This window comes from Halobaculum sp. EA56, from assembly GCF_051195075.1.
Taxonomy (GTDB): Archaea; Halobacteriota; Halobacteria; order Halobacteriales; family Haloferacaceae; genus Halobaculum.
The window spans coordinates 17,114-36,091 of sequence record NZ_JBNTJX010000020.1; the positions used below are offsets into that span (position 1 = coordinate 17,114).

Here is an 18,978-nt window from a genome sequence, read left to right on the forward strand (position 1 = left end):
GTGCCGCGTCCTCGAGGCCGACGCCGGCCCGCATCAGGCGCTGACCTCCTGGACGGACCACCCAGCCCCCAGCAGCGACGCCACGAGACTGACCCCGAGGACGACGAGGCGCGGGAGTTCCACCCCGACGGCGCCGCTCCCGAACCCAAGCATCGCCCCCGCGAACGCGCCAGCCGCGAAGAAGGCGATGACTCCGACGAGCAGCGCCTTCAGGCCACCCCAGACGTCGCGCAGGCTCATGCGCTGGAGGCCCCTCCCGTCGACCGGTAGCGGATCAGTGCCAGCGAGGACGTCACCGTGATCGCGACGAACGCCAGCCCCAGCTCGTACACCGTCAGCGGGATGTACCCGCCGAGCCCGGCGAACGTCAGGATCCCGAACACCAGGTGTCCGAGGAGGAACGGCAGGCCCTCGAACAGCGCCAGTGTCGCCGCGAGCTCGGACGCCAGCATCGCGCCCGTCGAGCCGCCGACGAGCAAGAGTGCGCGCCCCGAACCGCCGATGTCGCCGACGGTCTGGTTCGCCCGCTCACCCGTCCGCTCGATCAGCTCCGCCTTGTCCTCGGCCTCCTCAAGCTCGTCGAAGACCCAGTACGCCAGCATCCCGAGTCCGAGTAGGCCGAAGGCCGTCAGTGCGTTACTTGCGAGGAGCGCCCACGCCGCCCCGGCGAGATCCGTCAACATCTCGACGGGCATGGGAGCGGCTCACCTCCGTCTGTTCCACGTCTCTCGTCTGTGTGTGTCATGAGTTGAGGTTCTCTTTGTAGCTCGCCCAGTACGTCCGTGCGAGCCTGATTCCGCGCTTCAGCGCGTACAGTACGCCGACCGCGAGGGCGACGATCGCCGCCTCCGTGGTCGGGATCTGCGATACCTCCGGAGCGATCGCGAAGCCGACGAGCGACGTCACGCCGAAGAACGCGCCCAGGTTCCCCCAGAACGCCCCCAACGCCGCCGCGGCCGCTGCCGGCTTCAGCAGGAGCGCGACGCCTCCGACGAACGCGAGCGCCTTCGACTCGGCGCGGGCGAGCACCGAGCGGATGCTCACGCGTCACCACCCCACGCCGTGTCGATCTCGATGAACTCGAGGACGAACGTCAGCCCCGCGTCGAGGATCGACCCGACCACCGGGATCGACCCCAGGAGGTCCGAGCCCGCCAGCAGCAGCGGCGGGATCGACCGGGCGATCAACGCCAGCTCGAGCAGGTAGAGTCCGAAGACGACGAACACGCCCAGTGAGTCAGGGAGCCCTGCGCCGACGAGCGACGTCGCGACCCAGTTGTTCAAGTCGTCGACCGTCCTGAGGATGTACGCCCCAGCATCTCCGATCGGAGCGAACGTCTCGCCAGCGGTGAAGCCGATGACGCCGATTATCCGGTCGAAGAACGACTCGATCAACTCGACGACGCCGAACACCAGCGCGAACACGAACGTCAGGATGTACTCCGTGATCCGCGCGAAGATGTATCGCGCCGGGTCGTTCTTGAAGTTCTTGAGCTGACTCGCGGCGCTCGTGGCCCGGTTGAACAGCGTGTCGACGACCGCGCGTGCGGCCTTCGCTCCCTGCTCGATCGGGCCGTCGCCAGATGACGGGTCGTCGGAGCTGCTCCCGCCACCGCCGCCACCGGTCCCGCGCGATAGCTCAGCCACTCGCATCACCCGCCAGCACGACGAGGTACGCGAGTCCGAGCACTGCCGCGACGGCGATCACGAACCCGAGGATGTCAGGGAGCGCCCCCATCCAGCTGATGAAGTCCGCGACCGCGCGGTCGACGTTCCCGACCTGGCCCGCGAACAGCTTCGTCACGAGCGCCGAGCTAAACTCGACGAGGCCGGACAGCGGCGAGATCAGCCACGTGTCGAACACCGTCGTGAACAGCTGGGCTATCGAGCCGAACCACTGCGTCGACAGCAGCGCGACGATAACCGTGAGCACGCGGTCGATCTCGATGACGATCCCGTCCTCGCCTGTGAACTGACTGAAGCGACCGCTATCGGCCACGAGGACCACCCCCGGTACCGACGCGGTCGTGCATCTACTCCTCCTCCTCGGCGGTCCCCAGCGGGCCCGGCAGATCCGGCACCGCGCTGATCAGACCACCGATCCAGTTCGGCGTCTCCGGCTCCTGCAGGAACTGATACATGAGTAACAGTCCACCGAGAACCGACGCGATCGCGAGCGCGTAGTTCAGCGGGCCCAGCGCGGACCACACGCCCGTCAGCAACGACTCGGCAGTCGACTCCGCCCCCGCGCCGATGATCCCGGCCGCTCCGCCCACAAGCGCGAGGATCAACTGGCCCGTGCCGTCGATCAGCGCCTTCATCGGCACGATAACCGTGTCGAAGACGACGCCGATCGCTTCCCCGGCCTTGAGGAAGAACTGGATGATCGGCGTCATGAACGCCGTGAACAGCACGGTATCCAGCTTGTCCGACGGGATCGTCGCGAGGTTCTTGATGCGGCTCACGATCTCGCCGATCCCGTCTGGCGTGTACCCCGAGCCAGTCTGGCCCAGGACCGGAGCCAGCAGCGCGAGCTTCAGCAGCGCGAGCCCGACAACCGTCTCGCCGGCCGGCAGTGCGACCGCGCTACTCATCGACGAAGACCTCCCGACCGGTCGCGCGCCGGACGATGTAGTCGCGCCACGCGAACCACGTCAGGTACGCGCCGAGGCCGGTCGCCGCGAGGGCTGCGGCGACACCCCCGTCGTTCGCGAGCGCCCAAACACCGGCCACGGCCGCCAGCGGCGCGAAGAACAGAAGGAACGGGACGTGCTCTTGACTGAGCGCACTCCCGCGGAGACGGACCCTGTCCTGCTCGACCGCGCCGCCGTCAGTGCGAGCATCGTCGTCTTCGTCGTCCGCGGTCTCGTCGTCGTTCGCCTCCGCGAACGAGACGTCCATCCGCGCCGGGACCTCCACCCGGTCCGCGTCGAGGTCGACGTCGACGTTGTCGGTCCCCAGCGACGGCGCGTCGACCTCGGCCTCACGACCGTGCTGGCGGACCGTGACAGTGCCGTCGGACATCACGCACCTCCGACGAACGGGATCATCCCCTTCGCGTAGGCGACGAACCCTGCGAGGAGCGTGAAGATCCCGCCGATGATCGGCAGCGATCCGAGCCCGCCACCGCGGTCACCGGGGCCCTTGCCCGTCGCGCCGCCCGTGCTGAAGAAGTTCTTCGCGAACGAGAACTCGCCCTCCTGCAGCTGCAGGCGGAACTTGAGGTAGCTCGTCTCGCCCGGCTGGATCGTCGAGTCGATCTGCACCTCCGACCCCTGCGAACTGAACGAGTCCGTGTAGTCCGTCCACGAGGAGTCGTCGACCTCTGTCGGCTCCGTCGACGAGCCCACACCTTCCGCGTAGGAGACCTCGAGGTACCGCGACTCGAGGTAGTTCTGCGTCACGTTGAGCCCGAGGTTGTACCAGCTCACGTCGTAGCCCGAGACGTAGCCCGTCGGCACGATCAGCGTCGCCGTGCCAAAGTAGCCCGGACGGTTGTCGGTCTGGTTGAATTGTGTGTGGACGTCGTTGAGCGGGATCGACTGCGGATCCTCCGAGAGGTCCTTGATCACGTCCACCCGCAGGCCGTGGATGACACCGGAGTCGAAGCCGATCGAGGAGCGCGACATGATCGAGATCATGCCCTGCTCGCCCGCGCCGACCTCGTAGATCGCCTCCTCCTCGAGTGCGTCGTCGTCGTCAACGTCGACCTTCTCGACCCCGAGCGTCCACTTGCTCGTCCGGTCGAAGTTCATCGCCGACACCGAGCCCGTGAAGTCGCCGTCCATCACGACGACCTCGATGGTCTCGATGCCGTCGAGCGCACCGTCGCCGGCGGTCACGAGGTTCCCGTCGTCCTTCAGCTCGCCCAGCTGGCGCTGGAACACGTAGCCCTCGCCCGTCGCGTTCGCGATCAGGTCCTCGCCGCTCGAGCGCGACGTGTTGATCTCCGAGTAGATGTAGTCGCCGTCACCGTCGACCGCGCGGACCTGGACCGTCGCGCCCGTGTCCAGCGTCGACACGTCCACGGCGATCTGCATCTGCCGCTTCAGCGGGTCCGAGGTCTCCGACGGCGCGGAGAACGTCGCGGTCTCGGTGTCACCGGTCCCGCGCGAGCCGTCCGTCGAGAACTGGACGCCCTCGACGCCCGGTGCGGTCGTCGTGTCCGAGACCGTGATGTTGCCCGTCGACGTCCACTCCGAGGCGTTCGTCACGTTCGCCGACTCGCCGTGCGGGAACTTGCCCGCATCAGCGAACTGGAAGTCGGTGAACGTGTAGTGGAACGGGTTGTCCGCCGACTCGTTCAGCCGCACGTCCGGCGTGACGACGTCCCCGTCGTTATCCTCGAACGACAGCGGGTCGTCCCAGCTGAGGTCCGACGCCGCGATCTCGATCTGGGTGCCCGGCGCCGAGTGCGGGTCCACCGTCGAGTCCGTCCCGTCCGCCACGACGGTTCCCGCGGCTCCGATGAGCGCCGAAGCCACGAGAATCGCCGCGAAGAACACCGCACCGAACCGCTTCCGCCTGTTACTCATCTGCGATACCTCCCGTCGACTGTGTGATCTCGTTCATGTCGTCGTGTGAGCCGGTTTCCGGCCGGCTACGCCGTACTCGTCGTGCTGTGATCCCGAAGTCGACGAACGCGACCGTCGCCGCCGACGCTGCCACGAGGATAACGACGCCCTCGAGGAGCGTCACGACCGGCGGCGCCAGCAGCGCCTCGTGGACCGCCACGAACGACGCGACGATGCCGAAGCAGAACGCCAGCAGCGCCTCCCTGCGCTCGCGCTGAGACGGGTCAGTCATCGGCGACCTCCGTCGAGGATCCAGAGATCCACTCGACGTCGGAGTCGACGAACTCGGGTAGCTCGTCGACGCCCCACTCGTGGTCCTCGAGGACGCGGTCGGCGTGAGTCGGGCAGAAGCCGCCAGTCACGACGCCCGGGTCGGCCGTCTCGCCGTCGTCGAGGACGCGCGGCTCCTCACCAGGAGGATCCGCGACCGTCTCGGACGGCTCGAACGTACAGCCCGGCCACGAGCAGTCGTCGCTCACAGGTCGCCTCCCAGCGGCTTCGGGTGCCCCTGAAACGGCTGCTGGACCGGATCGCGGTCGTGCTGCGGCTCCGTCGGCCACGTCTCGATCGCCTTCGCGACCGGCGTGATCGGCGGTGTATTCTGCTCCACGACCGCCTTCTCCTCCTCGAGCTGATCGAGCGCGTCGTCGACAGCCGAGAGGATTGTTTCGACACTCTCAGCGAGCGCCGCGAGCAGGCTCACGCCCGCCTCCCGACGAGGTCGCCGAGCTGCTCGTCGACGCGTGCTACGTCGCCGACCGTGAGATCGAGTCCGGGCTCTCGCGCCCGCTTGATGCGATGCTCCTGAAAACCGCCGTCGGTGCCGCCCGCACGGGGCGGCGGGATGTCCGGTTCCATGCTTGTGTCGACCGGCCTACCCGTCCGGCCGATACGACCCCCCACCTGACCCCCGTACTAGTACCTCCGCGAAATAGCGAGAATCTGTACAGAGACTCCCTCCGCACGGGCCATTTATCCCGGAGGGTCAGGACAGCCAATGTATGCGTAAACTGCAGGCAAACGGCGGCAGTGGACTCGTCGCACTCCCGAAGGACGGGCTCGGCCGCGACGGGATACTCGCCGACGACGGCTCGATCCCGGGCGATCAGCCCGTCGTGGTCGACCGGCTCGGCGAGCGCGTGTACCTGGTTCGGCTCGTCGACGACGCGCAGGTCCCCGACGCCGAGGAGACCGAGGTCGTCGAGCGGCTCGCCGCGCAACGCATCATGCAGCAGGACGCGTTCGGACAGCCGCGGACGGCGGATTGATTTATTATCGGCTACACCAGTAGCTATGAGCAGATTTCTTCTCGGTCAGTTACTTGGCGCCGTTATCGCGGGCGTTGTTGGGATATTGACTCAGAAATACGCACTCCATCTACAGCAGCAGCGTAAAGAGAGACAGTGGAAGTCTCGTCTCGACCGGCTCTGTGACCGTCTTATTACCGACTTGCCGGATGATCCGGCTGACGAGGAGATTCGCCTCCCGCTCTACACGTACATCGATGTGCTTCCTCTGCTCGAATCCCACCTCTCAAAGGCGCCTATCGAACTGAGCGACAGCGTCGAAGACGCCTACGAAGACATCTACTGGTACAAGCGTCATTACGGGACGAGAAATCACGTATCCGGTAGCTCAAATGATGCCGATCATATAGAATCTATTTCTGAGGACGCAAGACGGCTGAAATCCGAAGTTTCTGACTCTATTGGAGAGGACGATAGCTGAATCGTTGGTTACCTCTCCCCCACCGACCACGTGGCGGGCTCGAACTGCAGCGGCAGTTCCTCGATGTCGAGGATCTCGGCGATCTCCTCGGCGCGAAGCGATCCCTGCTCGTCGGCCGCACGGAGCAGCTCGTCGAGCACGCCCGGCCCGGGTTGCACCGCGGTCCCGCCGACGAGCTTCCCGTAGGCGCGCATCGCCGTGTCGACGCGCCGGGCCTTCGTCGGCTCGCCGGTCGCGGCTTCGAGGTCGTCGAGGAGCGATTCTCGGCTACGGACGGTGAGGTCGAGGCGGAGTGAGTCGGCCATGTCACTCACCTCCGGTCGACTCGAGGCGAACGAGAAACGCGTCGGGATCGTACAGGCCCGCGTCGCCAGCAGTCAGGTCGCGGTGTTCGTCGACGAATGTGAGCCGTGGATCGGGGTGATTGTCGCTCATATCTGAACAGGTGCCCTCGTTCGGTGGGGCTCGCGAGTGAGTGACTTCGGGATCGTATATAAACGGCCCGTGCGCCGTGAGTCGGGGCGCGGCGTGATCGGGTTCGATCGCGAGCAAAACTGAACACCGCGGCGCGTCGACGGTCGCGATCGATGTTCAGTTTCGGGGATCGGTGGTTGCGTTCTCGCGACCCCACGGGGTCGCGTCGAAACCCCGATCCTCGGGGCTACTCGGAACTCATGACGATGGTTTGATTAGATACGTTGCTCACGCCCGGATATGGATCGAAGAAAAGTTCTCTCGCTCATCGGAGGATCTTCTATTGCCAGCCTTTCAGGGTGCAACACGGTTCGGGGCGTCGTTCGTTCCGGTCCACCCTACTTCGAGGAGGTCACGATCGACGGCCCGGACGAGGTCGCCGTCGGGGAGGAGTTCGAACTCACGGTCAGCGCGAAGAACACTGGCGGCCGAACGGGTGACTTCACCACTACTCTGACCGTCGGCGAGGGTGCCCTCGCCGTCGACACCTCCGTCTCGATAGAAGATGTCGAGATCACGGAGACCGGGGAGACAACAGTCGGCCCAATTCGCGTCGACCGAACTGGTGAGTACGTCTTCCGGATCACCGATTACGACGCTCGACAGACCGTCAGAGTCACGACGCGGGAACAGACGGTCGGTGAAGCGTTTACGACCCGGGACGGGCTCTCTATATCGATCGAGGACCTCGTCGTCAGCGGTCCATACACCACGTCCGACGACGTGTTTTCGCCACGAGACGGCAACTCGTTCCTCTTTGCGGAGGTCGAAGTCTCGAACGACAGTTCCGAGGAGCGGTCGATCCCATCGACCGCGGTATTCAACCTCAGATCCGACGGTCGGGAAATCGATACCGTGGATGTTGCTCTCCCTCGGAGTACCGGACGGCCCTACGACGACGTTTCCAACACCATTCCGGCGGGGATAACTCGGAGTGGCTGGATCCCGTTTGAAGTTCCACGTGACGCGACGTCGGTGGAAATCGGGTGGAGGAACTCGGGAGACACGGTCGATGTCGTATGGCGGCCCGAACGGGATCTCTCCGGACGGCTCTCGTCCGTCCCGTCGTTCGAGGTCAAGCAGTTCATCGCGACACAGACGGTCGAGCGGTACGAGCCCGCGCCGGTGTCGCTCACAGTCACCAATAGCGGCTCGGAATCGGGGACATTCTACGGCCTCGTCACAGCAGGAGGCGAGGATTTCTTCGACGACAGCAACTCACGGGAGATCACTGTCGACGTACCGGGAGAGGGCGAAGCGACCACAGACCTGGAGATCACTCACCCCGATCAGCTGGCGACTGCTGAAAGCTTCACGGTCGCCTTGAGCGGCATGGCCTCCGCCGAGGAGTCGGTCGAGATCCTCATTCCGACGCGTGAGGTCGGCAAGCGGTACCGGACGCCGACCGGGCTCGAAATAGGGGTTCTCGATGTACAGCTCGTCGACACGATCAAGACGGAGTCGGCCTGGGGAGACGGATTCACAGAAGTGAGTCGAGAAGCCGACGAACGGTTCCTCGCGCTCCGAGTGACGAGCCGCAACGACTCCGATATCGACCTCCCTCTCGCATCGGCTTCGAACTTCCAGCCAGCCGGAATCGAGTCGGGGATCACAGTTCCGGGCGTGTTCGAATCCTGGGGCGAGGAGATCAGCGGCGATGTCAGCGGAAACCAGTACGTCGCGACCGGTTCGTTCTCACCGGGTACGGAGCGGACCGGATGGATCGTTTGGACTGTACCGTCGGATTACCAGCCGTCCGAGATCCGGTGGGAACGCGGGCTCAACCGAACGAGTTCGGAGAAGTCAGACCTCGCCGCGCGGTGGACGGTCTGAGCGTCGTTCGGCCTATTCTCTCGTGGCAATGGTATTTTGTTAGGTCCAGTTAGTTTATTGAATCCGTATTTCTAGTACCTCGACGATGTCAGATGCAGGGCCAACTATCGACGAAGATTTTCCTTTGAATCGTGACGATATTGTCTGCCCCGAGTGTGGCTCAGACGAGGCATTCCCGACAAGAATTCTGACTGATAAAGAGGTTGAGTCTGAAGCGAGAGGTGAAATTAGGAGTGGCTGGAAAAATTTCATCGGTGGTGCGGCAGGGGGAGCAGCAATTGGTTATATTTTCGGACCTGCCGGAGCGTTCTTCGGTGGCGTTCTCGGAGCAGCCAAAGGGAGTTCAGATGCCGAGGAAATGAATGCGAAAATCCGCACACACGTTCGATGTGATGATTGCGGTTATTTTGGTGACGCTGCTGGAAACTCTATAAAATAGCTTGATAGACAAGGGTTTAATACTAAATTAAATCAAGAATAGATCTACGCGAATTGGTTCTTTGTAAATTGATTTCCCCGTAACTTTGCCTGTCAGCTCCAGTGTAATATCGTCCCCTTAGCTGGTCGCGCGAGGCTTGGACGAACGTAAGTTCTGCACTCCCTCGATGCGGACTCATTGTGTTAGATGTCCCCGGCTTTGGCGAATTTTCATAGTGGTAGTGGATCTTGGGATCAATCTTGTCGGTAACAAAAGATGCTCCTAAGCTCTCAGAAACCGATTTGTCCGTCTCGAGCTGGATTAGCATATGACGCCAAGTCTGTTTGATTCTAACTTCGACTTGTACATCCTCATCAGATGTTAATTCTTTATTTGAATCGGTCGCAGAATCTATCGGTGTGAGAGTACCTTCCCACCTTCCAGACAAGTCAGGGACAGTTACGATGCCAAGCGTATTCAATAAACCCAATGACCAAACTTTTTTACTAAATATATATAATACAATAGTAAAAACCATCCCTGTTGTTACGACAGACGGGTCCAGCCCAAGTGGTACAAACTGGCCAATTGCCTCCGTTACAAATCCAACGTTCGCGGTTAGGAGAAAGCTCAGTATACCCAGAGCGGCTGACACTTTCACTCGGCGGTCAGTATCAGTAGAATAGGTGTGCATTTGTCAACTACCCATTGTGGTACAGCCAGGCAAGTTCGTCAATATACTGCTCGGCGTTTTCACGATCCCACTTTGTCTTGTCAAACCGTCCAAAAAGGCTCTCTAAGTCGTGTTGGACGGAAAAAGTTTTGAGATCAACATCCTCTCTCTGGAGATACGCGATAATTCCTCCAAATCGATCTACTAAGTCAGAGGTGTGGAATTTGCTGGCTGGAACATTTGAGAGTAAACATTCGATAAAATAGGACGGTACGTCATCTTTCGTGACTCTCCCTTCGTCAATTAGAGCGTTTCGAGCGTTCTTGAAGATTCGAACAGTCTCTTTGTAGTTTCCGTTTGCATCTTCATTTAGTTCTTCACCCTTCGAAATGTGCCTTTGAGGGTAATTGACAATAGTATCGTTACTGTCAGCGGGGAAGAAACGGATACCCCTGTAAAACATCGCAGGATCGTGTTGATCCCCTTTATAATTCGTATATTTACGATACTGCTGACAAGGCACCACGTCAGCATCAGCACTCAGTTGACACTTAGAAGCGTCAATTTCAATCGCTTTGTTTCCGCGGTCTACTGCGTCAGAGCCATAGGTATCTTCCAACTCAGCAAGAACATCTGATTGGAACTTTTCTAAAGTGTATTCTCCAGAATAAAACTCGGCAGTCCGTTCGTAATGGAGGGTTTTTCGAGTACCGAGTTTGGACAAGTCTCCTTTGTATGGATTGTCTAATCGTACCAGAATATCCACGTCACCACTCCCTCTGACCAAGGTGGTGTTTGCGTAGGACCCCTGGAGCATCGTATCAAAACGGGCCTCGCCTCTGTTATTCAGGCGAGAATCGTTTGAATCAAGACGTTCACGGATGTGGGTGTGAGTGTCTTTGGCACTGGTGACTGCCGCGGTTTCATATTTCGTCCATCGCTTCAGTTTCTTGGCGGATATCGTCATGATTGGAAGCTCCCGGCCTGACTTAATGGGGAGCATCTAGACTTGGCGGGTGTTTCCTATTTAGTCTTGTTCGACCGGAGTGAAAGTGAAACGAATCTCAATCCACTGGGTCTGGCAGCTTTTACTTCCACTCAAAGAACCCACCCGCATCCGGGTAGATTCACTTCCACCGTGCCCATGGCTCGGCTCTAATACCTGATAGGCCGCTCTACGAACCGATGTCAGAAACGACCGAGAGCCCTGGGACGTTCACCCATGTGAAAGGCGAACTCGCGTGGACGATCGCCGAACACCGCTCCCCGAGCGAGGCTGTCGCGATGGCTCGCCACCTCACCAACGCCGACAGGGACCGCTTCGAGCTGCTCGGCCTCACCGACGACTGTGAAACCGCCCTCTACTGGGACTACATGTGGAACCGCGTCGTGCACGTCGAGTTTGACGCGGACGGCGTCTACAATCTCATGCAGGAGTTCCCGGACGAGATCCCGTATTCCGGTCGCGGCGAGTACCTCGACGAGGCCGATCTCGACTCGTGGACGTGGGTTCACCCTCGACACAAATGGCGAGCGGAGTAGCCGTGTCCGTCCCGCGGGTCCTCGAGCTCGACAGCGTTCCCGAGCGGATGCCCCATCGGGACGCGACACTCCGCCAGCTCGCGAGCGCGCTCGATCCGATCCGCTCGGACCGGCCCGCCTATCCGATCTGTCTCTCCGGCCCGACGGGTGCCGGGAAGACCGCCGTCTCCCAGTTCGCCGTCCGGGAACTCCGGCGTGAGACCGCAGTGAAAACCGCCCACGTCGACTGCCTCCGAACGCGCTCACGAGCTGCGATCCTCGAAGAAGCGCTCGTCGACGCCGGACTGAAATCGCGGTCGTCGCCGAAGGCGAACGCCGCGTCGGAACTCCTCGCCCAGCTGGAGGACGCCGACTCGCCGGTCGTGCTCACGCTCGACGAAGCGGAGCACATCGAGGACGAGCACCTCGCGCACGTCTTGTTCGAGACCTCGGGCGTCACACCGATCTTCGTCATGCACGAGTACGAGCGGTTCGCGGCACGACTCGACTCTGCGACCGCCTCGCGCCTCCGAACCGGCCCGCATATCGAACTCGACCGATACGCCCAGCACGAGATCGTCGATATCCTCGAATCGCGGATCGAGGCGGGCGACCTCTCGGGAATCACCGACGGGACGCTCGAAGTGATCGCCGACACTGCCGCCGGAAACGCCCGCGAGGCGATCTCGATCCTCCGCGAGGCGTACGTCGAGGGCAGGTCACGGGACGAGCGAGTGACGCCGGCCCTCGTTGCCGACGTCCGGGAGCCGGCTCAGGAGTCGATCCGTCGGTACAACATCGAGCGGCTTGACACGCCCCACCGCCTGCTGAAGCACATGATCGACGACGCCGGCGAGATTCGAGCGGACGAACTTGCGGAGCTGTTCGAGGTCGAGTACCCGGACGCCGAACCGCGGGAGCGCCGCCGGTATCTGAACGTGCTCGTTCGGTACGGGTGTATCCGGAAGAAGGGGAGCGGGCGGGGCACGCGGTATCTTTCAATAGGGGAGACCAAAAAGTAGCCTACCCAAACCCATCGGGATACATTACATACAGAGCCTCTACGGCCATTTAGTGCTCACTCTAATTGAGCAAAGATCTTATTTCGCCATCTGTTTCATCACTGAGGGTAAAATCCTGTAGCAGGAAAATTTCGAGATTAGTAATCTGTTTCCGAAGCCCGCTACGATCACTGTTTCCACTTACAATTTCCTCGGCGGTGGATCTAATCTCTTCCTGCAGTTCGTCTGGATTCAATGAGCTGACCTCATTGGTGTCAAAGTCTATTGTGCCTCCCACGGTACTAGCAAGAACTTCATCAGGACCATCTTCAGAGACGAATCGTTGTATTCGGGAACCATGGCTCTGGTAGGTATTCGTGTTCATATCAGCGGCACCAATGAAAGCGTCAATTGTCTCTCTGGAACAACACTGCGAGAGAAGTCTACCAAGAGCAATTTTTGAATACGCATTGAGCTCTGAGACGCTTGTCCGCGAGATCAGGTTCACTAGGTGATTACCTTCCATTCGATACACCCAGTAGCCCCCTGGTAAACGATTGTTCCATGAACTTTGCGCCGCGAACTTGAGTGCATCCACTCCAAAATCTAAGTCATGTGCATTAATGTAGTAATCATATAATGTATTAGAGCCACAGTGATAGTTAGACCGCTCTCTCCACTTGGTTAGGTCTGCATAGAGTTCCTGTTGAAGAGAATCTAATTCAACAGGCGTTTGTAAACGGCTCTGGATTGTTGGTCCCTCATCACTTGGTCTGAATGGCACAGCATCTTCATCTGTAGGAGGACGTTCAACCCTTCCTTCTTTATTGTGAAGCGAATTGAGATCTAGCTTCATAATGCCCTCTGTAATATATTCGCGCATTTGTTCAAGTTTGTACTCTACAAATTGAACGTAGTCTGAGCGGTACGCAGGCTTGTTTCGATCACCATCCCTGACGTACACATCACCTCTCGCAAGATAATCATCGAGTTGGCGGTTCACAGTCACAGGGGGATCATCAGAAATCTCAATCGAGATTAGAACCAAGGGCGGACCAGATTCCTGAAATTTTTGAATTTCGACATTCGGCTTGGGCGTAAGATAGTCGGTGATTGTATTCTGGGGGGTAGCCGAGTCAACCTCTAGAATACTCGTGTAGGGTCCGATGTCGGCTTGAGTACCGGCTATATCTCCTGAATTGTCCTCAACCCCGACAACGATGTAGCGTGTGTTGTTATTGAGGAATTCAAGAGAAGAGTCTGGCTCTATATGATGTGAGTTCGCCATCGCACAAATGTCCTTTATAAAATCGGCTTTCTTTTCGTCGTCATCATCTGAGTCGATCGGATAGTGTAACTTGTAATCCAACCAAGCCTGCTCACTGGCGCTGTACTCAGAGATCAGTTGCTCCAACTCAGTTCTCTGCATGGTTAACCATAGAGGTAATTTCTAATCAGTGTACATCAACTTAATAGCTATTGCAGAGAGATTTCACAGAAGCCGCTGACGAGCGATTGTATCAGGACAGTCGAGGTAATCGCTTATTCGTATCCGGACTTTAGTTCATTAATTCGGATATATCATCGGATTTGGTCTGCCGGAAGTAAGCGGGTTTGAAGAATTCGTGTCCGGATATCCCGGAAATTAGGGCAATTTTGTCCGGAAATGGTTCGGTTGGTCGCCGCAGTCTGGCGTTCCTTGTGAATAGATTTGTAATTAAGTGCAGTTCTCTCAGCGCTTCAAGTACCACCCAGCGCTCGAATCGTCCGGATGTCGACGAGCGATCGTGTCCTGGGGAGCCAGGACTCCGATGATGATGCACCGGAAGTGCGATTCAGTATCGATGAGGGCGAGTTCCGCTCCAGCGAGGTCGAGCTGACGCTCCGGCGGGGGAACGAGCACGAACGGTTCCGCGTGACCGACGACGACGTGGCGATCTACGAGGGAACCGGCGGGATGCCGACCTGGTGTGAGGCGACCGTGCGCCGGCTCGGACTGCACCTCGACGTGATCACGGAGTGATCACCGTGATGCGCGAGTCGGGAGAGGTAGGCGGTTCACCGAGTCAGAACAGCGACAACACCATCGCCAGGAGCCCGAGGGAAGCCCCGAGGACAATCACGAGGAGAGCGGCGTACGCTACCAGAAGGCGGTGGTCGTACATCACTCCTCCTCGTCTTCGAGTTCGTCGGCGGCGATCTGTCCCTCAAGAAAAGCGTTTGCCTGCTCGGTCAGCTGGTAGATTGATCCAGATTCGTCGTAGTATTCGAGCATCCCGTTCTCGAACAGGGTACGGACGTGTTCTCGGACCGTTGGGCGGCTCCAATCGGTGTTCTCAGCGATATGCCGTGGATTCATCACCAACTCCCGTCCCCCCTCGTTCTTCAGGAGTTCGAGGATGTCCCGATCAACGGGAGTCATCCAATCGGGGAGCCGCGGCTTCATTGAATTCGCCACTCTTGCGGTCTGGCATTACTATTTTCATGTTCAACTTCTCACGTCTTAATCTGTATCTAAGACCTGCAAATCTGTGGGTAACACTTATTGCGCAGACCTACAAGGCTGTGGGTGACGAAGGCACTTCGCGGACCCGTCGCTCGCCGATGGGTCCCTCCGGAAAACGATGCGGACCCCGCTGTTGGTGGCAGCGGGTCCGCGTGGGCCTTCGTGACAAGGGCACGAAAGCCATGTACGACGACGCTACGGGGGCACATCAAAGCCCCGCACGAGACGACGGATCGATTCTCGACCTGACTGACTGTCCCGACTGCGGCTGCGCGCTGGCTGACCACGGGATCGCGAGCGCCGGGCCGGGCCGGACGCGGCTCACTCCCTGCGGGCTCGACGTGACCGGCGTGACGCTGCGGGAGGTCGCCGAGTTGCTCTCGACGCCCGACGCCGACGCGGGGCGTGAGAAGTGCGAGGTGGCGACTGTCGGAGGTGAGTCGGCGTGAGCGACTTCTCGGTCGATGAGCTGTCCGAGGAGGAGATCGAGGCGGTGCTGAACTCCGCGGCGTTCCAGAAGGCCGCGAAGTACCGCCGGCTCGCGCAAGGTATCGAGGTGCTGAAAGAGGACGATGCGATCTACCAGAACCTCGTCTCGTCGATCACGACGCGCCACGGGTCCATCCGCTCGAAGGACTCGATCGAGGAGGCGCTCGATCTCCTCGTGGACGAGATCGAGACCTACACCGCCGACCTCGGTGTCGAACCGACCGACACCGACGACGAGGGGACGCTCGACGACCTGTTCGTCGACGACAACGGGGGTGAGGAGGCGTGACGATCGGCGAGCGGCTGCCTCACGAACCCGAGGAGGTCGTCTGTTTCGGGTGCGGGCGCTACACTTCGACTCGCCGGACGGAGCGGATCGACGTCTCTCGCGAGGACGAGTACTACCCGAAGGTCCGACACCTGTGCCCCGACTGCCAAGGGCCCGACGAGGACGACGCCGATCGCGGCGGAAGCGTCGACACCGACGGCGGCACCGTCGACGTCGAGGACGTCGGTGAGCCGGCCGGCAAAGGGACGCCGATGGGCGATGCGAGTGCCGACGGCGGGAAGGAGGCTAGGGTTGTCACCCTGACCGACGAGCAGATCGAGGCGCTTGCGAACCGCAAGCTGGCGATCGTCAAGACTGACGACCACATCCTCGGGCTGATCCACGCCGACCGAGCGAGGGAAGCTCAACAGGCAGCCGCGACGCTCGCGGACGCTCGTGACGCCGAGTTCGACGTGACGGAGGTGACGGAGCGTGCCTGAAGACTACCTCGCCGAGCTGCGCGAGGAGCGTGAGGCGGCCCGTCGCGCGTTCGAGGTCTCGATCGCGATCGACTCGCAGGGCGGCGTCGAGTTCGCGAAGGACTGGTACCGCGACGTGGCCGCCGAGATCGCGGCCGAGAAGGAGTGTCGAGCGGCGACTGAGCGAGTTGCGGCCGACGGAGGACGTTCTGCATGAGTACTTCCGAGACTACCGACCACGACGACGAGACGCACGAGACGACGACCGACGAGGACGACGCGCCGTTCGAGGCGATCATTCAGGCGCGTGTGTTGAACGACTTCCTCGACCCGATCGACGCGATCGTCGAGGAGTTCCGGCTGAACCTCACGGACGAGGGCTTCCGCGCCGAGGTCGTCGACCCAGGGAACATCGGCATGGCGCGGGTGCGACTCGATGCCGAGGCGTTCGAGTCGTTCGAGGTCGCGGACGCCGGCGGTCAACTCGGGATCTCCCTCGGGAAGTTCCGCGAGCTACTCGATTTCGCCGACCCGGGCGATCTCGTGTCGCTCTCGCTCGACCAGGAGACGCGGAAGCTCGACGTAGCGTTCGACACGATCGACGCGAGTGTCGCGTTGATCGACCCCGAGACGATCCGCCAGGAGCCGGATATCCCCGAGCTGGATCTGGCGACGAAGATCACGCTCGAAGGGCGCCAGCTCCGCCGCGGCGTCGAACTCGCGGACATGGTGTCGGATTACGTCCGGTTCATCGGCGACCCTGACGCGCGCGAGTGGCGGATGGAGGCCGACGGCGATGTCGACGACGTGTCCGAGCGGTTCAGCCGCGAGGACCTGATCAAGGGCCAGGTCCCGGAGGAGCACGAGTCGCTGTTCTCGACGGACTACCTCCTCGACATGACCAAGCCGATCCCGAAGGACGCGGAGGTGACGCTGCGACACGGCACCGAGCATCCCGTGAAGTTCGACTACGAGATCGGCGAGGGCGTCTCGGTCGCGAACATGCTCGCTCCTCGGATCGAAGCCAAATGAGCGCCGCAGCCATGGACATCCGCGCTGCGATCCCACGGCCGGCGCCCGAGGCGATCGAGATCCGGTGTCCGTCGATCGAGACGGCGCGGTCGATCCGGGAGGACTACGGCGCGTTCTGCCACTACGACGAGCGCGATCTCCGGTTCCGGACGGTGTGGCTCGTCGAGGACACGCCCGAGTACTACGTCGAGCGCGTCCGGGCTCGCGTCGAACGGGACCGCCAGGAGGACGAACAGCGGTTCGGCCAGGCCGACCTCACGGACGCCGAGCGCGGGCGGCTGCAGCAGCGGACCGACTGGACGTACGGGACGCACGGGTTCCACGCTCGCAGCTGCAAGGCGATCGCTGTCGGCCTCGACGTGGACGACTGGACGGCTCACTACGATCACGAGTTGACCGTCGACGAACACCGCGACATCTACCGGGCGGTGAGCGGCCGCGGCGGCCGGAACGTCACGAACCGCTCCCAGCGGACGCCTTCGAACGCGACCCGGTACCTCCCCGACGGAGGTGAAGACGCGTGAGCGCCGTCCGACGCGGCCCCACCGACCCGGTCGCTGTGCCCGACCACCTGCTGATCGAGCCCGCGCCAGCCTCCCGGAAGGGGAATCTCCGGTGTCGCGAGTGCCGCCACCGCGTCACGATCGGGGACGACGGGACCGAGTTCGGCCATGTCCGCCGCGGGAAGCCGTCGAGTGACGGGTTTACCGGTCGGTGTCCGCACCGACCGGAATCGGTCGATCCGACGTTCGACGGGCCGACGCCGTGGAGCGCCGGCGTCCGGGACGGGGATCGGAGCGAGCCATGAGGGAGGAGCAGTCGCACCAGCGACTCCGGGATCACCTCGTCTCGATGTCGCCCGAGGAGGGCGTCGAGCGGTTCCTCGACCACCGCGAGCCGAGCGTCGCGAAGTCGACGTTTCAGAACAACCAGACGACGCTCGAACAGTTCCTCGCGTGGTGTCGGGAGAACGGGATCGACGACTTGAACGACCTGACCGGGCGGATGCTTGCCGACTACGTCCACTACCGGCGCCAGCGGGTGAAGCCGATCTCGCTGCAGAAGGAACTCTCGGCGATCCGGGTCGCGCTCGACTACTGGGCGGACCTCGATGCAGTCGAGCCAGGGCTCCGTGAACGCGTTCACGCTCCCGAGGTCGCGGACGGTGCCGAGGCTCGCGACGTGCTCGTCGATGAGGAGACCGCCGACGAGATCCTCTCGTACCTCGACCGATACCGGACGGCGACTCGCGAGCATATCGTGCTGTCTGTCTGGTGGCAAACCGGCATGCGGCTCGGTGCGCTCCGGGGTGTCGATCTCGGAGACCTCCGGGAGGAGGATCACGCTGTCGTCGTCAAGCACCGACCGGAGTCGGATACGCCGTTGAAGAACGGTCGCGACGGCGAGCGGTGGGTGTGGCTCGGTGAGACGCTGTTCGATCTCGTTGAGGAATATATCGACGTTCATCGCGAGAGCGTTCGCGACGAGTACGATCGGGAGCCGCTGATCACGACGCGGAACGGTCGTGCCAGCCTGTCGACGCTCCGTGACATCAGTTATCGGTGGACCCAGCCGTGCCGGTGGGCGGAGTGTCCGCACGATCGGGAGCCGGAGAGCTGCGAGGCGTACGGGAAGCCGAACACGCCGTCGAAGTGCCCGTCGGCGCGGTCGCCGCACGGGTGGCGGCGTGGGTCGATCACGAATCACCTGAATCGAGGTGTGTCACCGGAGGTCGTCTCGGAACGGGCGAACGTCTCGCTCGAAGTTCTGTATCGGCACTACGACGCGCGCCAGCCGGACGAGAAGATGGCTGTGCGTCGTGAGCACCTGCAGGAGAAGTAAACCACGCGAATGAACCAGCACGACGCGCGGATTCGGAGTCCGCACGAGAGTCGTATCGCCGCTCTCCCAGCGAGTCCACTTCTATACGGGGTGCTCGCGAAGGCCCCGATTTCTCGCGAGAGCAGCACTGACACGGAATCG

32 protein-coding genes are annotated in these 18,978 nt (G+C 61.5%); 14 read left to right on the plus strand and 18 right to left on the minus strand.

Annotated features, from left to right (window positions below):
* Positions 1-33: 33 nt before the first annotated feature.
* Genes ACQUQ1_RS19575 through ACQUQ1_RS19630 form a run of 12 tightly spaced genes read right to left on the minus strand, consistent with a single transcriptional unit; the run spans position 34 to position 5,431 of the window.
* Positions 34-240, minus strand: a complete 207-nt coding sequence (locus tag ACQUQ1_RS19575) for a hypothetical protein (RefSeq protein WP_435065948.1) — start codon at positions 238-240, stop codon at positions 34-36.
* Positions 237-695 (minus strand): hypothetical protein, encoded by a 459-nt coding sequence (locus ACQUQ1_RS19580; protein ID WP_435065949.1) that lies wholly within the window; start codon positions 693-695, stop codon positions 237-239. Before ACQUQ1_RS19580 ends, ACQUQ1_RS19575 begins: the two co-directional genes overlap by 4 nt.
* A gap of 46 nt (positions 696-741) precedes the next feature.
* Complete coding sequence (locus ACQUQ1_RS19585) at positions 742-1,044, minus strand: hypothetical protein (RefSeq protein ID WP_435065950.1); 303 nt, start codon at positions 1,042-1,044, stop codon at positions 742-744.
* Positions 1,041-1,646, minus strand: coding sequence for a hypothetical protein (locus ACQUQ1_RS19590; RefSeq protein WP_435065951.1), 606 nt, complete (start codon positions 1,644-1,646; stop codon positions 1,041-1,043). The genes ACQUQ1_RS19585 and ACQUQ1_RS19590 overlap by 4 nt, the downstream gene beginning before the upstream one ends.
* Positions 1,639-1,998 carry a hypothetical protein gene (locus tag ACQUQ1_RS19595; protein ID WP_435065952.1) on the minus strand — a complete coding sequence of 120 codons (360 nt, stop codon included), beginning with the start codon at positions 1,996-1,998 and terminating at the stop codon, positions 1,639-1,641. The genes ACQUQ1_RS19590 and ACQUQ1_RS19595 overlap by 8 nt, the downstream gene beginning before the upstream one ends.
* A gap of 34 nt (positions 1,999-2,032) precedes the next feature.
* Positions 2,033-2,593 (minus strand): hypothetical protein, encoded by a 561-nt coding sequence (locus tag ACQUQ1_RS19600; RefSeq protein ID WP_435065953.1) that lies wholly within the window; start codon positions 2,591-2,593, stop codon positions 2,033-2,035.
* Positions 2,586-3,023: a hypothetical protein gene (locus ACQUQ1_RS19605; RefSeq protein WP_435065954.1), complete on the minus strand. Its 438-nt coding sequence runs from the start codon at positions 3,021-3,023 to the stop codon at positions 2,586-2,588. The genes ACQUQ1_RS19600 and ACQUQ1_RS19605 overlap by 8 nt, the downstream gene beginning before the upstream one ends.
* Positions 3,023-4,534, minus strand: coding sequence for a hypothetical protein (locus tag ACQUQ1_RS19610; RefSeq protein ID WP_435065955.1), 1,512 nt, complete (start codon positions 4,532-4,534; stop codon positions 3,023-3,025). The genes ACQUQ1_RS19605 and ACQUQ1_RS19610 overlap by 1 nt, the downstream gene beginning before the upstream one ends.
* Positions 4,527-4,805: a hypothetical protein gene (locus ACQUQ1_RS19615; RefSeq protein WP_435065956.1), complete on the minus strand. Its 279-nt coding sequence runs from the start codon at positions 4,803-4,805 to the stop codon at positions 4,527-4,529. Before ACQUQ1_RS19615 ends, ACQUQ1_RS19610 begins: the two co-directional genes overlap by 8 nt.
* Entirely contained in the window at positions 4,798-5,052 is a 255-nt protein-coding gene (locus ACQUQ1_RS19620; RefSeq protein ID WP_435065957.1) for a hypothetical protein, read from the minus strand. Before ACQUQ1_RS19620 ends, ACQUQ1_RS19615 begins: the two co-directional genes overlap by 8 nt.
* Positions 5,049-5,276 (minus strand): hypothetical protein, encoded by a 228-nt coding sequence (locus ACQUQ1_RS19625; protein ID WP_435065958.1) that lies wholly within the window; start codon positions 5,274-5,276, stop codon positions 5,049-5,051. The genes ACQUQ1_RS19620 and ACQUQ1_RS19625 overlap by 4 nt, the downstream gene beginning before the upstream one ends.
* Positions 5,273-5,431 (minus strand): hypothetical protein, encoded by a 159-nt coding sequence (locus ACQUQ1_RS19630; protein ID WP_435065959.1) that lies wholly within the window; start codon positions 5,429-5,431, stop codon positions 5,273-5,275. Before ACQUQ1_RS19630 ends, ACQUQ1_RS19625 begins: the two co-directional genes overlap by 4 nt.
* A gap of 143 nt (positions 5,432-5,574) precedes the next feature.
* On the opposite strand from ACQUQ1_RS19630, the gene ACQUQ1_RS19635 reads away from it, so the two are divergent.
* Both ACQUQ1_RS19635 and ACQUQ1_RS19640 read left to right on the plus strand, forming a co-directional pair.
* The gene (locus tag ACQUQ1_RS19635) at positions 5,575-5,841 is read left to right on the plus strand and encodes a hypothetical protein (RefSeq protein ID WP_435065960.1); all 267 of its coding nucleotides are present in this window, start codon (positions 5,575-5,577) and stop codon (positions 5,839-5,841) included.
* 25 nt (positions 5,842-5,866) lie between these two features.
* The gene (locus tag ACQUQ1_RS19640; RefSeq protein WP_435065961.1) at positions 5,867-6,301 is read left to right on the plus strand and encodes a hypothetical protein; all 435 of its coding nucleotides are present in this window, start codon (positions 5,867-5,869) and stop codon (positions 6,299-6,301) included.
* Between the two features lie 8 nt (positions 6,302-6,309).
* Here ACQUQ1_RS19640 and ACQUQ1_RS19645 read toward each other — a convergent pair whose 3' ends face one another.
* Both ACQUQ1_RS19645 and ACQUQ1_RS19650 read right to left on the minus strand, forming a co-directional pair.
* Complete coding sequence (locus tag ACQUQ1_RS19645; protein WP_435065962.1) at positions 6,310-6,606, minus strand: hypothetical protein; 297 nt, start codon at positions 6,604-6,606, stop codon at positions 6,310-6,312.
* 1 nt (position 6,607) lies between these two features.
* Complete coding sequence (locus ACQUQ1_RS19650) at positions 6,608-6,736, minus strand: hypothetical protein (protein ID WP_435065963.1); 129 nt, start codon at positions 6,734-6,736, stop codon at positions 6,608-6,610.
* Positions 6,737-7,015: 279 nt separating this feature from the next.
* Here ACQUQ1_RS19650 and ACQUQ1_RS19655 point away from each other — a divergent pair, with 279 nt between their 5' ends.
* Together ACQUQ1_RS19655 and ACQUQ1_RS19660 are read left to right on the plus strand one after the other, a co-directional pair.
* The gene (locus tag ACQUQ1_RS19655) at positions 7,016-8,608 is read left to right on the plus strand and encodes a DUF4352 domain-containing protein (RefSeq protein ID WP_435065964.1); all 1,593 of its coding nucleotides are present in this window, start codon (positions 7,016-7,018) and stop codon (positions 8,606-8,608) included.
* A gap of 85 nt (positions 8,609-8,693) precedes the next feature.
* The gene (locus tag ACQUQ1_RS19660) at positions 8,694-9,047 is read left to right on the plus strand and encodes a hypothetical protein (RefSeq protein WP_435065965.1); all 354 of its coding nucleotides are present in this window, start codon (positions 8,694-8,696) and stop codon (positions 9,045-9,047) included.
* A gap of 22 nt (positions 9,048-9,069) precedes the next feature.
* Here the strand turns inward: ACQUQ1_RS19660 and ACQUQ1_RS19665 are convergent, their stop codons facing one another.
* Together ACQUQ1_RS19665 and ACQUQ1_RS19670 are read right to left on the minus strand one after the other, a co-directional pair.
* Positions 9,070-9,720, minus strand: a complete 651-nt coding sequence (locus ACQUQ1_RS19665) for a hypothetical protein (RefSeq protein ID WP_435065966.1) — start codon at positions 9,718-9,720, stop codon at positions 9,070-9,072.
* 7 nt (positions 9,721-9,727) lie between these two features.
* Positions 9,728-10,702, minus strand: coding sequence for a hypothetical protein (locus ACQUQ1_RS19670; RefSeq protein WP_435065967.1), 975 nt, complete (start codon positions 10,700-10,702; stop codon positions 9,728-9,730).
* A 182-nt stretch (positions 10,703-10,884) separates the two neighbouring features.
* Between ACQUQ1_RS19670 and ACQUQ1_RS19675 the strand changes: the two genes are divergently transcribed.
* Both ACQUQ1_RS19675 and ACQUQ1_RS19680 read left to right on the plus strand, forming a co-directional pair.
* Positions 10,885-11,241: a hypothetical protein gene (locus ACQUQ1_RS19675; protein ID WP_435065968.1), complete on the plus strand. Its 357-nt coding sequence runs from the start codon at positions 10,885-10,887 to the stop codon at positions 11,239-11,241.
* Between the two features lie 2 nt (positions 11,242-11,243).
* Positions 11,244-12,242, plus strand: a complete 999-nt coding sequence (locus tag ACQUQ1_RS19680; RefSeq protein WP_435065969.1) for a Cdc6/Cdc18 family protein — start codon at positions 11,244-11,246, stop codon at positions 12,240-12,242.
* 61 nt (positions 12,243-12,303) lie between these two features.
* Here the strand turns inward: ACQUQ1_RS19680 and ACQUQ1_RS19685 are convergent, their stop codons facing one another.
* A complete protein-coding gene (locus ACQUQ1_RS19685) occupies positions 12,304-13,650 on the minus strand; it encodes an ATP-binding protein (protein WP_435065970.1) in 1,347 nt (448 codons plus the stop codon).
* 342 nt (positions 13,651-13,992) lie between these two features.
* Here ACQUQ1_RS19685 and ACQUQ1_RS19690 point away from each other — a divergent pair, with 342 nt between their 5' ends.
* Positions 13,993-14,244 (plus strand): hypothetical protein, encoded by a 252-nt coding sequence (locus ACQUQ1_RS19690; protein ID WP_435065971.1) that lies wholly within the window; start codon positions 13,993-13,995, stop codon positions 14,242-14,244.
* Between the two features lie 141 nt (positions 14,245-14,385).
* Here the strand turns inward: ACQUQ1_RS19690 and ACQUQ1_RS19695 are convergent, their stop codons facing one another.
* Positions 14,386-14,667: a winged helix-turn-helix domain-containing protein gene (locus ACQUQ1_RS19695; protein ID WP_435065972.1), complete on the minus strand. Its 282-nt coding sequence runs from the start codon at positions 14,665-14,667 to the stop codon at positions 14,386-14,388.
* Positions 14,668-14,909: 242 nt separating this feature from the next.
* Here ACQUQ1_RS19695 and ACQUQ1_RS19700 point away from each other — a divergent pair, with 242 nt between their 5' ends.
* The 7 genes from ACQUQ1_RS19700 to ACQUQ1_RS19730 all read left to right on the plus strand — a co-directional run bounded on the left by ACQUQ1_RS19700 (position 14,910) and on the right by ACQUQ1_RS19730 (position 18,837).
* Positions 14,910-15,176, plus strand: coding sequence for a hypothetical protein (locus ACQUQ1_RS19700; protein WP_435065973.1), 267 nt, complete (start codon positions 14,910-14,912; stop codon positions 15,174-15,176).
* On the plus strand, positions 15,173-15,505 hold the full coding sequence (locus ACQUQ1_RS19705; protein WP_435065974.1) for a hypothetical protein: 333 nt from the start codon (positions 15,173-15,175) through the stop codon (positions 15,503-15,505). Before ACQUQ1_RS19700 ends, ACQUQ1_RS19705 begins: the two co-directional genes overlap by 4 nt.
* Positions 15,502-15,984, plus strand: a complete 483-nt coding sequence (locus tag ACQUQ1_RS19710; protein ID WP_435065975.1) for a hypothetical protein — start codon at positions 15,502-15,504, stop codon at positions 15,982-15,984. Before ACQUQ1_RS19705 ends, ACQUQ1_RS19710 begins: the two co-directional genes overlap by 4 nt.
* The gene (locus ACQUQ1_RS19715; RefSeq protein ID WP_435065976.1) at positions 15,977-16,180 is read left to right on the plus strand and encodes a hypothetical protein; all 204 of its coding nucleotides are present in this window, start codon (positions 15,977-15,979) and stop codon (positions 16,178-16,180) included. Before ACQUQ1_RS19710 ends, ACQUQ1_RS19715 begins: the two co-directional genes overlap by 8 nt.
* Positions 16,177-16,995, plus strand: coding sequence for a DNA polymerase sliding clamp (locus tag ACQUQ1_RS19720; protein ID WP_435065977.1), 819 nt, complete (start codon positions 16,177-16,179; stop codon positions 16,993-16,995). Before ACQUQ1_RS19715 ends, ACQUQ1_RS19720 begins: the two co-directional genes overlap by 4 nt.
* Positions 16,992-17,519, plus strand: coding sequence for a hypothetical protein (locus tag ACQUQ1_RS19725; RefSeq protein ID WP_435065978.1), 528 nt, complete (start codon positions 16,992-16,994; stop codon positions 17,517-17,519). Before ACQUQ1_RS19720 ends, ACQUQ1_RS19725 begins: the two co-directional genes overlap by 4 nt.
* A 280-nt stretch (positions 17,520-17,799) precedes the next feature.
* On the plus strand, positions 17,800-18,837 hold the full coding sequence (locus tag ACQUQ1_RS19730) for a tyrosine-type recombinase/integrase (protein WP_435065979.1): 1,038 nt from the start codon (positions 17,800-17,802) through the stop codon (positions 18,835-18,837).
* Positions 18,838-18,978 lie beyond the last annotated feature (141 nt).

What these genes read in the sequence shown, in the direction of transcription:
- ACQUQ1_RS19575 (WP_435065948.1), bottom strand. Translation starts at nt 240, where the DNA reads ATGAGCCTGCGCGACGTCTGGGGTGGCCTGAAGGCGCTGCTCGTCGGA.
- ACQUQ1_RS19580 (WP_435065949.1), bottom strand. Translation starts at nt 695, where the DNA reads ATGCCCGTCGAGATGTTGACGGATCTCGCCGGGGCGGCGTGGGCGCTC.
- ACQUQ1_RS19600 (WP_435065953.1), bottom strand. Translation starts at nt 2,593, where the DNA reads ATGAGTAGCGCGGTCGCACTGCCGGCCGGCGAGACGGTTGTCGGGCTC.
- ACQUQ1_RS19605 (WP_435065954.1), bottom strand. Translation starts at nt 3,023, where the DNA reads ATGTCCGACGGCACTGTCACGGTCCGCCAGCACGGTCGTGAGGCCGAG.
- ACQUQ1_RS19610 (WP_435065955.1), bottom strand. Translation starts at nt 4,534, where the DNA reads ATGAGTAACAGGCGGAAGCGGTTCGGTGCGGTGTTCTTCGCGGCGATT.
- ACQUQ1_RS19615 (WP_435065956.1), bottom strand. Translation starts at nt 4,805, where the DNA reads ATGACTGACCCGTCTCAGCGCGAGCGCAGGGAGGCGCTGCTGGCGTTC.
- ACQUQ1_RS19630 (WP_435065959.1), bottom strand. Translation starts at nt 5,431, where the DNA reads ATGGAACCGGACATCCCGCCGCCCCGTGCGGGCGGCACCGACGGCGGT.
- ACQUQ1_RS19635 (WP_435065960.1), top strand. Translation starts at nt 5,575, where the DNA reads ATGCGTAAACTGCAGGCAAACGGCGGCAGTGGACTCGTCGCACTCCCG.
- ACQUQ1_RS19640 (WP_435065961.1), top strand. Translation starts at nt 5,867, where the DNA reads ATGAGCAGATTTCTTCTCGGTCAGTTACTTGGCGCCGTTATCGCGGGC.
- ACQUQ1_RS19645 (WP_435065962.1), bottom strand. Translation starts at nt 6,606, where the DNA reads ATGGCCGACTCACTCCGCCTCGACCTCACCGTCCGTAGCCGAGAATCG.
- ACQUQ1_RS19650 (WP_435065963.1), bottom strand. Translation starts at nt 6,736, where the DNA reads ATGAGCGACAATCACCCCGATCCACGGCTCACATTCGTCGACGAACAC.
- ACQUQ1_RS19655 (WP_435065964.1), top strand. Translation starts at nt 7,016, where the DNA reads ATGGATCGAAGAAAAGTTCTCTCGCTCATCGGAGGATCTTCTATTGCC.
- ACQUQ1_RS19660 (WP_435065965.1), top strand. Translation starts at nt 8,694, where the DNA reads ATGTCAGATGCAGGGCCAACTATCGACGAAGATTTTCCTTTGAATCGT.
- ACQUQ1_RS19665 (WP_435065966.1), bottom strand. Translation starts at nt 9,720, where the DNA reads ATGCACACCTATTCTACTGATACTGACCGCCGAGTGAAAGTGTCAGCC.
- ACQUQ1_RS19670 (WP_435065967.1), bottom strand. Translation starts at nt 10,702, where the DNA reads ATGCTCCCCATTAAGTCAGGCCGGGAGCTTCCAATCATGACGATATCC.
- ACQUQ1_RS19675 (WP_435065968.1), top strand. Translation starts at nt 10,885, where the DNA reads ATGTCAGAAACGACCGAGAGCCCTGGGACGTTCACCCATGTGAAAGGC.
- ACQUQ1_RS19685 (WP_435065970.1), bottom strand. Translation starts at nt 13,650, where the DNA reads ATGCAGAGAACTGAGTTGGAGCAACTGATCTCTGAGTACAGCGCCAGT.
- ACQUQ1_RS19690 (WP_435065971.1), top strand. Translation starts at nt 13,993, where the DNA reads ATGTCGACGAGCGATCGTGTCCTGGGGAGCCAGGACTCCGATGATGAT.
- ACQUQ1_RS19695 (WP_435065972.1), bottom strand. Translation starts at nt 14,667, where the DNA reads ATGAAGCCGCGGCTCCCCGATTGGATGACTCCCGTTGATCGGGACATC.
- ACQUQ1_RS19700 (WP_435065973.1), top strand. Translation starts at nt 14,910, where the DNA reads ATGTACGACGACGCTACGGGGGCACATCAAAGCCCCGCACGAGACGAC.
- ACQUQ1_RS19720 (WP_435065977.1), top strand. Translation starts at nt 16,177, where the DNA reads ATGAGTACTTCCGAGACTACCGACCACGACGACGAGACGCACGAGACG.
- ACQUQ1_RS19725 (WP_435065978.1), top strand. Translation starts at nt 16,992, where the DNA reads ATGAGCGCCGCAGCCATGGACATCCGCGCTGCGATCCCACGGCCGGCG.
- ACQUQ1_RS19730 (WP_435065979.1), top strand. Translation starts at nt 17,800, where the DNA reads ATGAGGGAGGAGCAGTCGCACCAGCGACTCCGGGATCACCTCGTCTCG.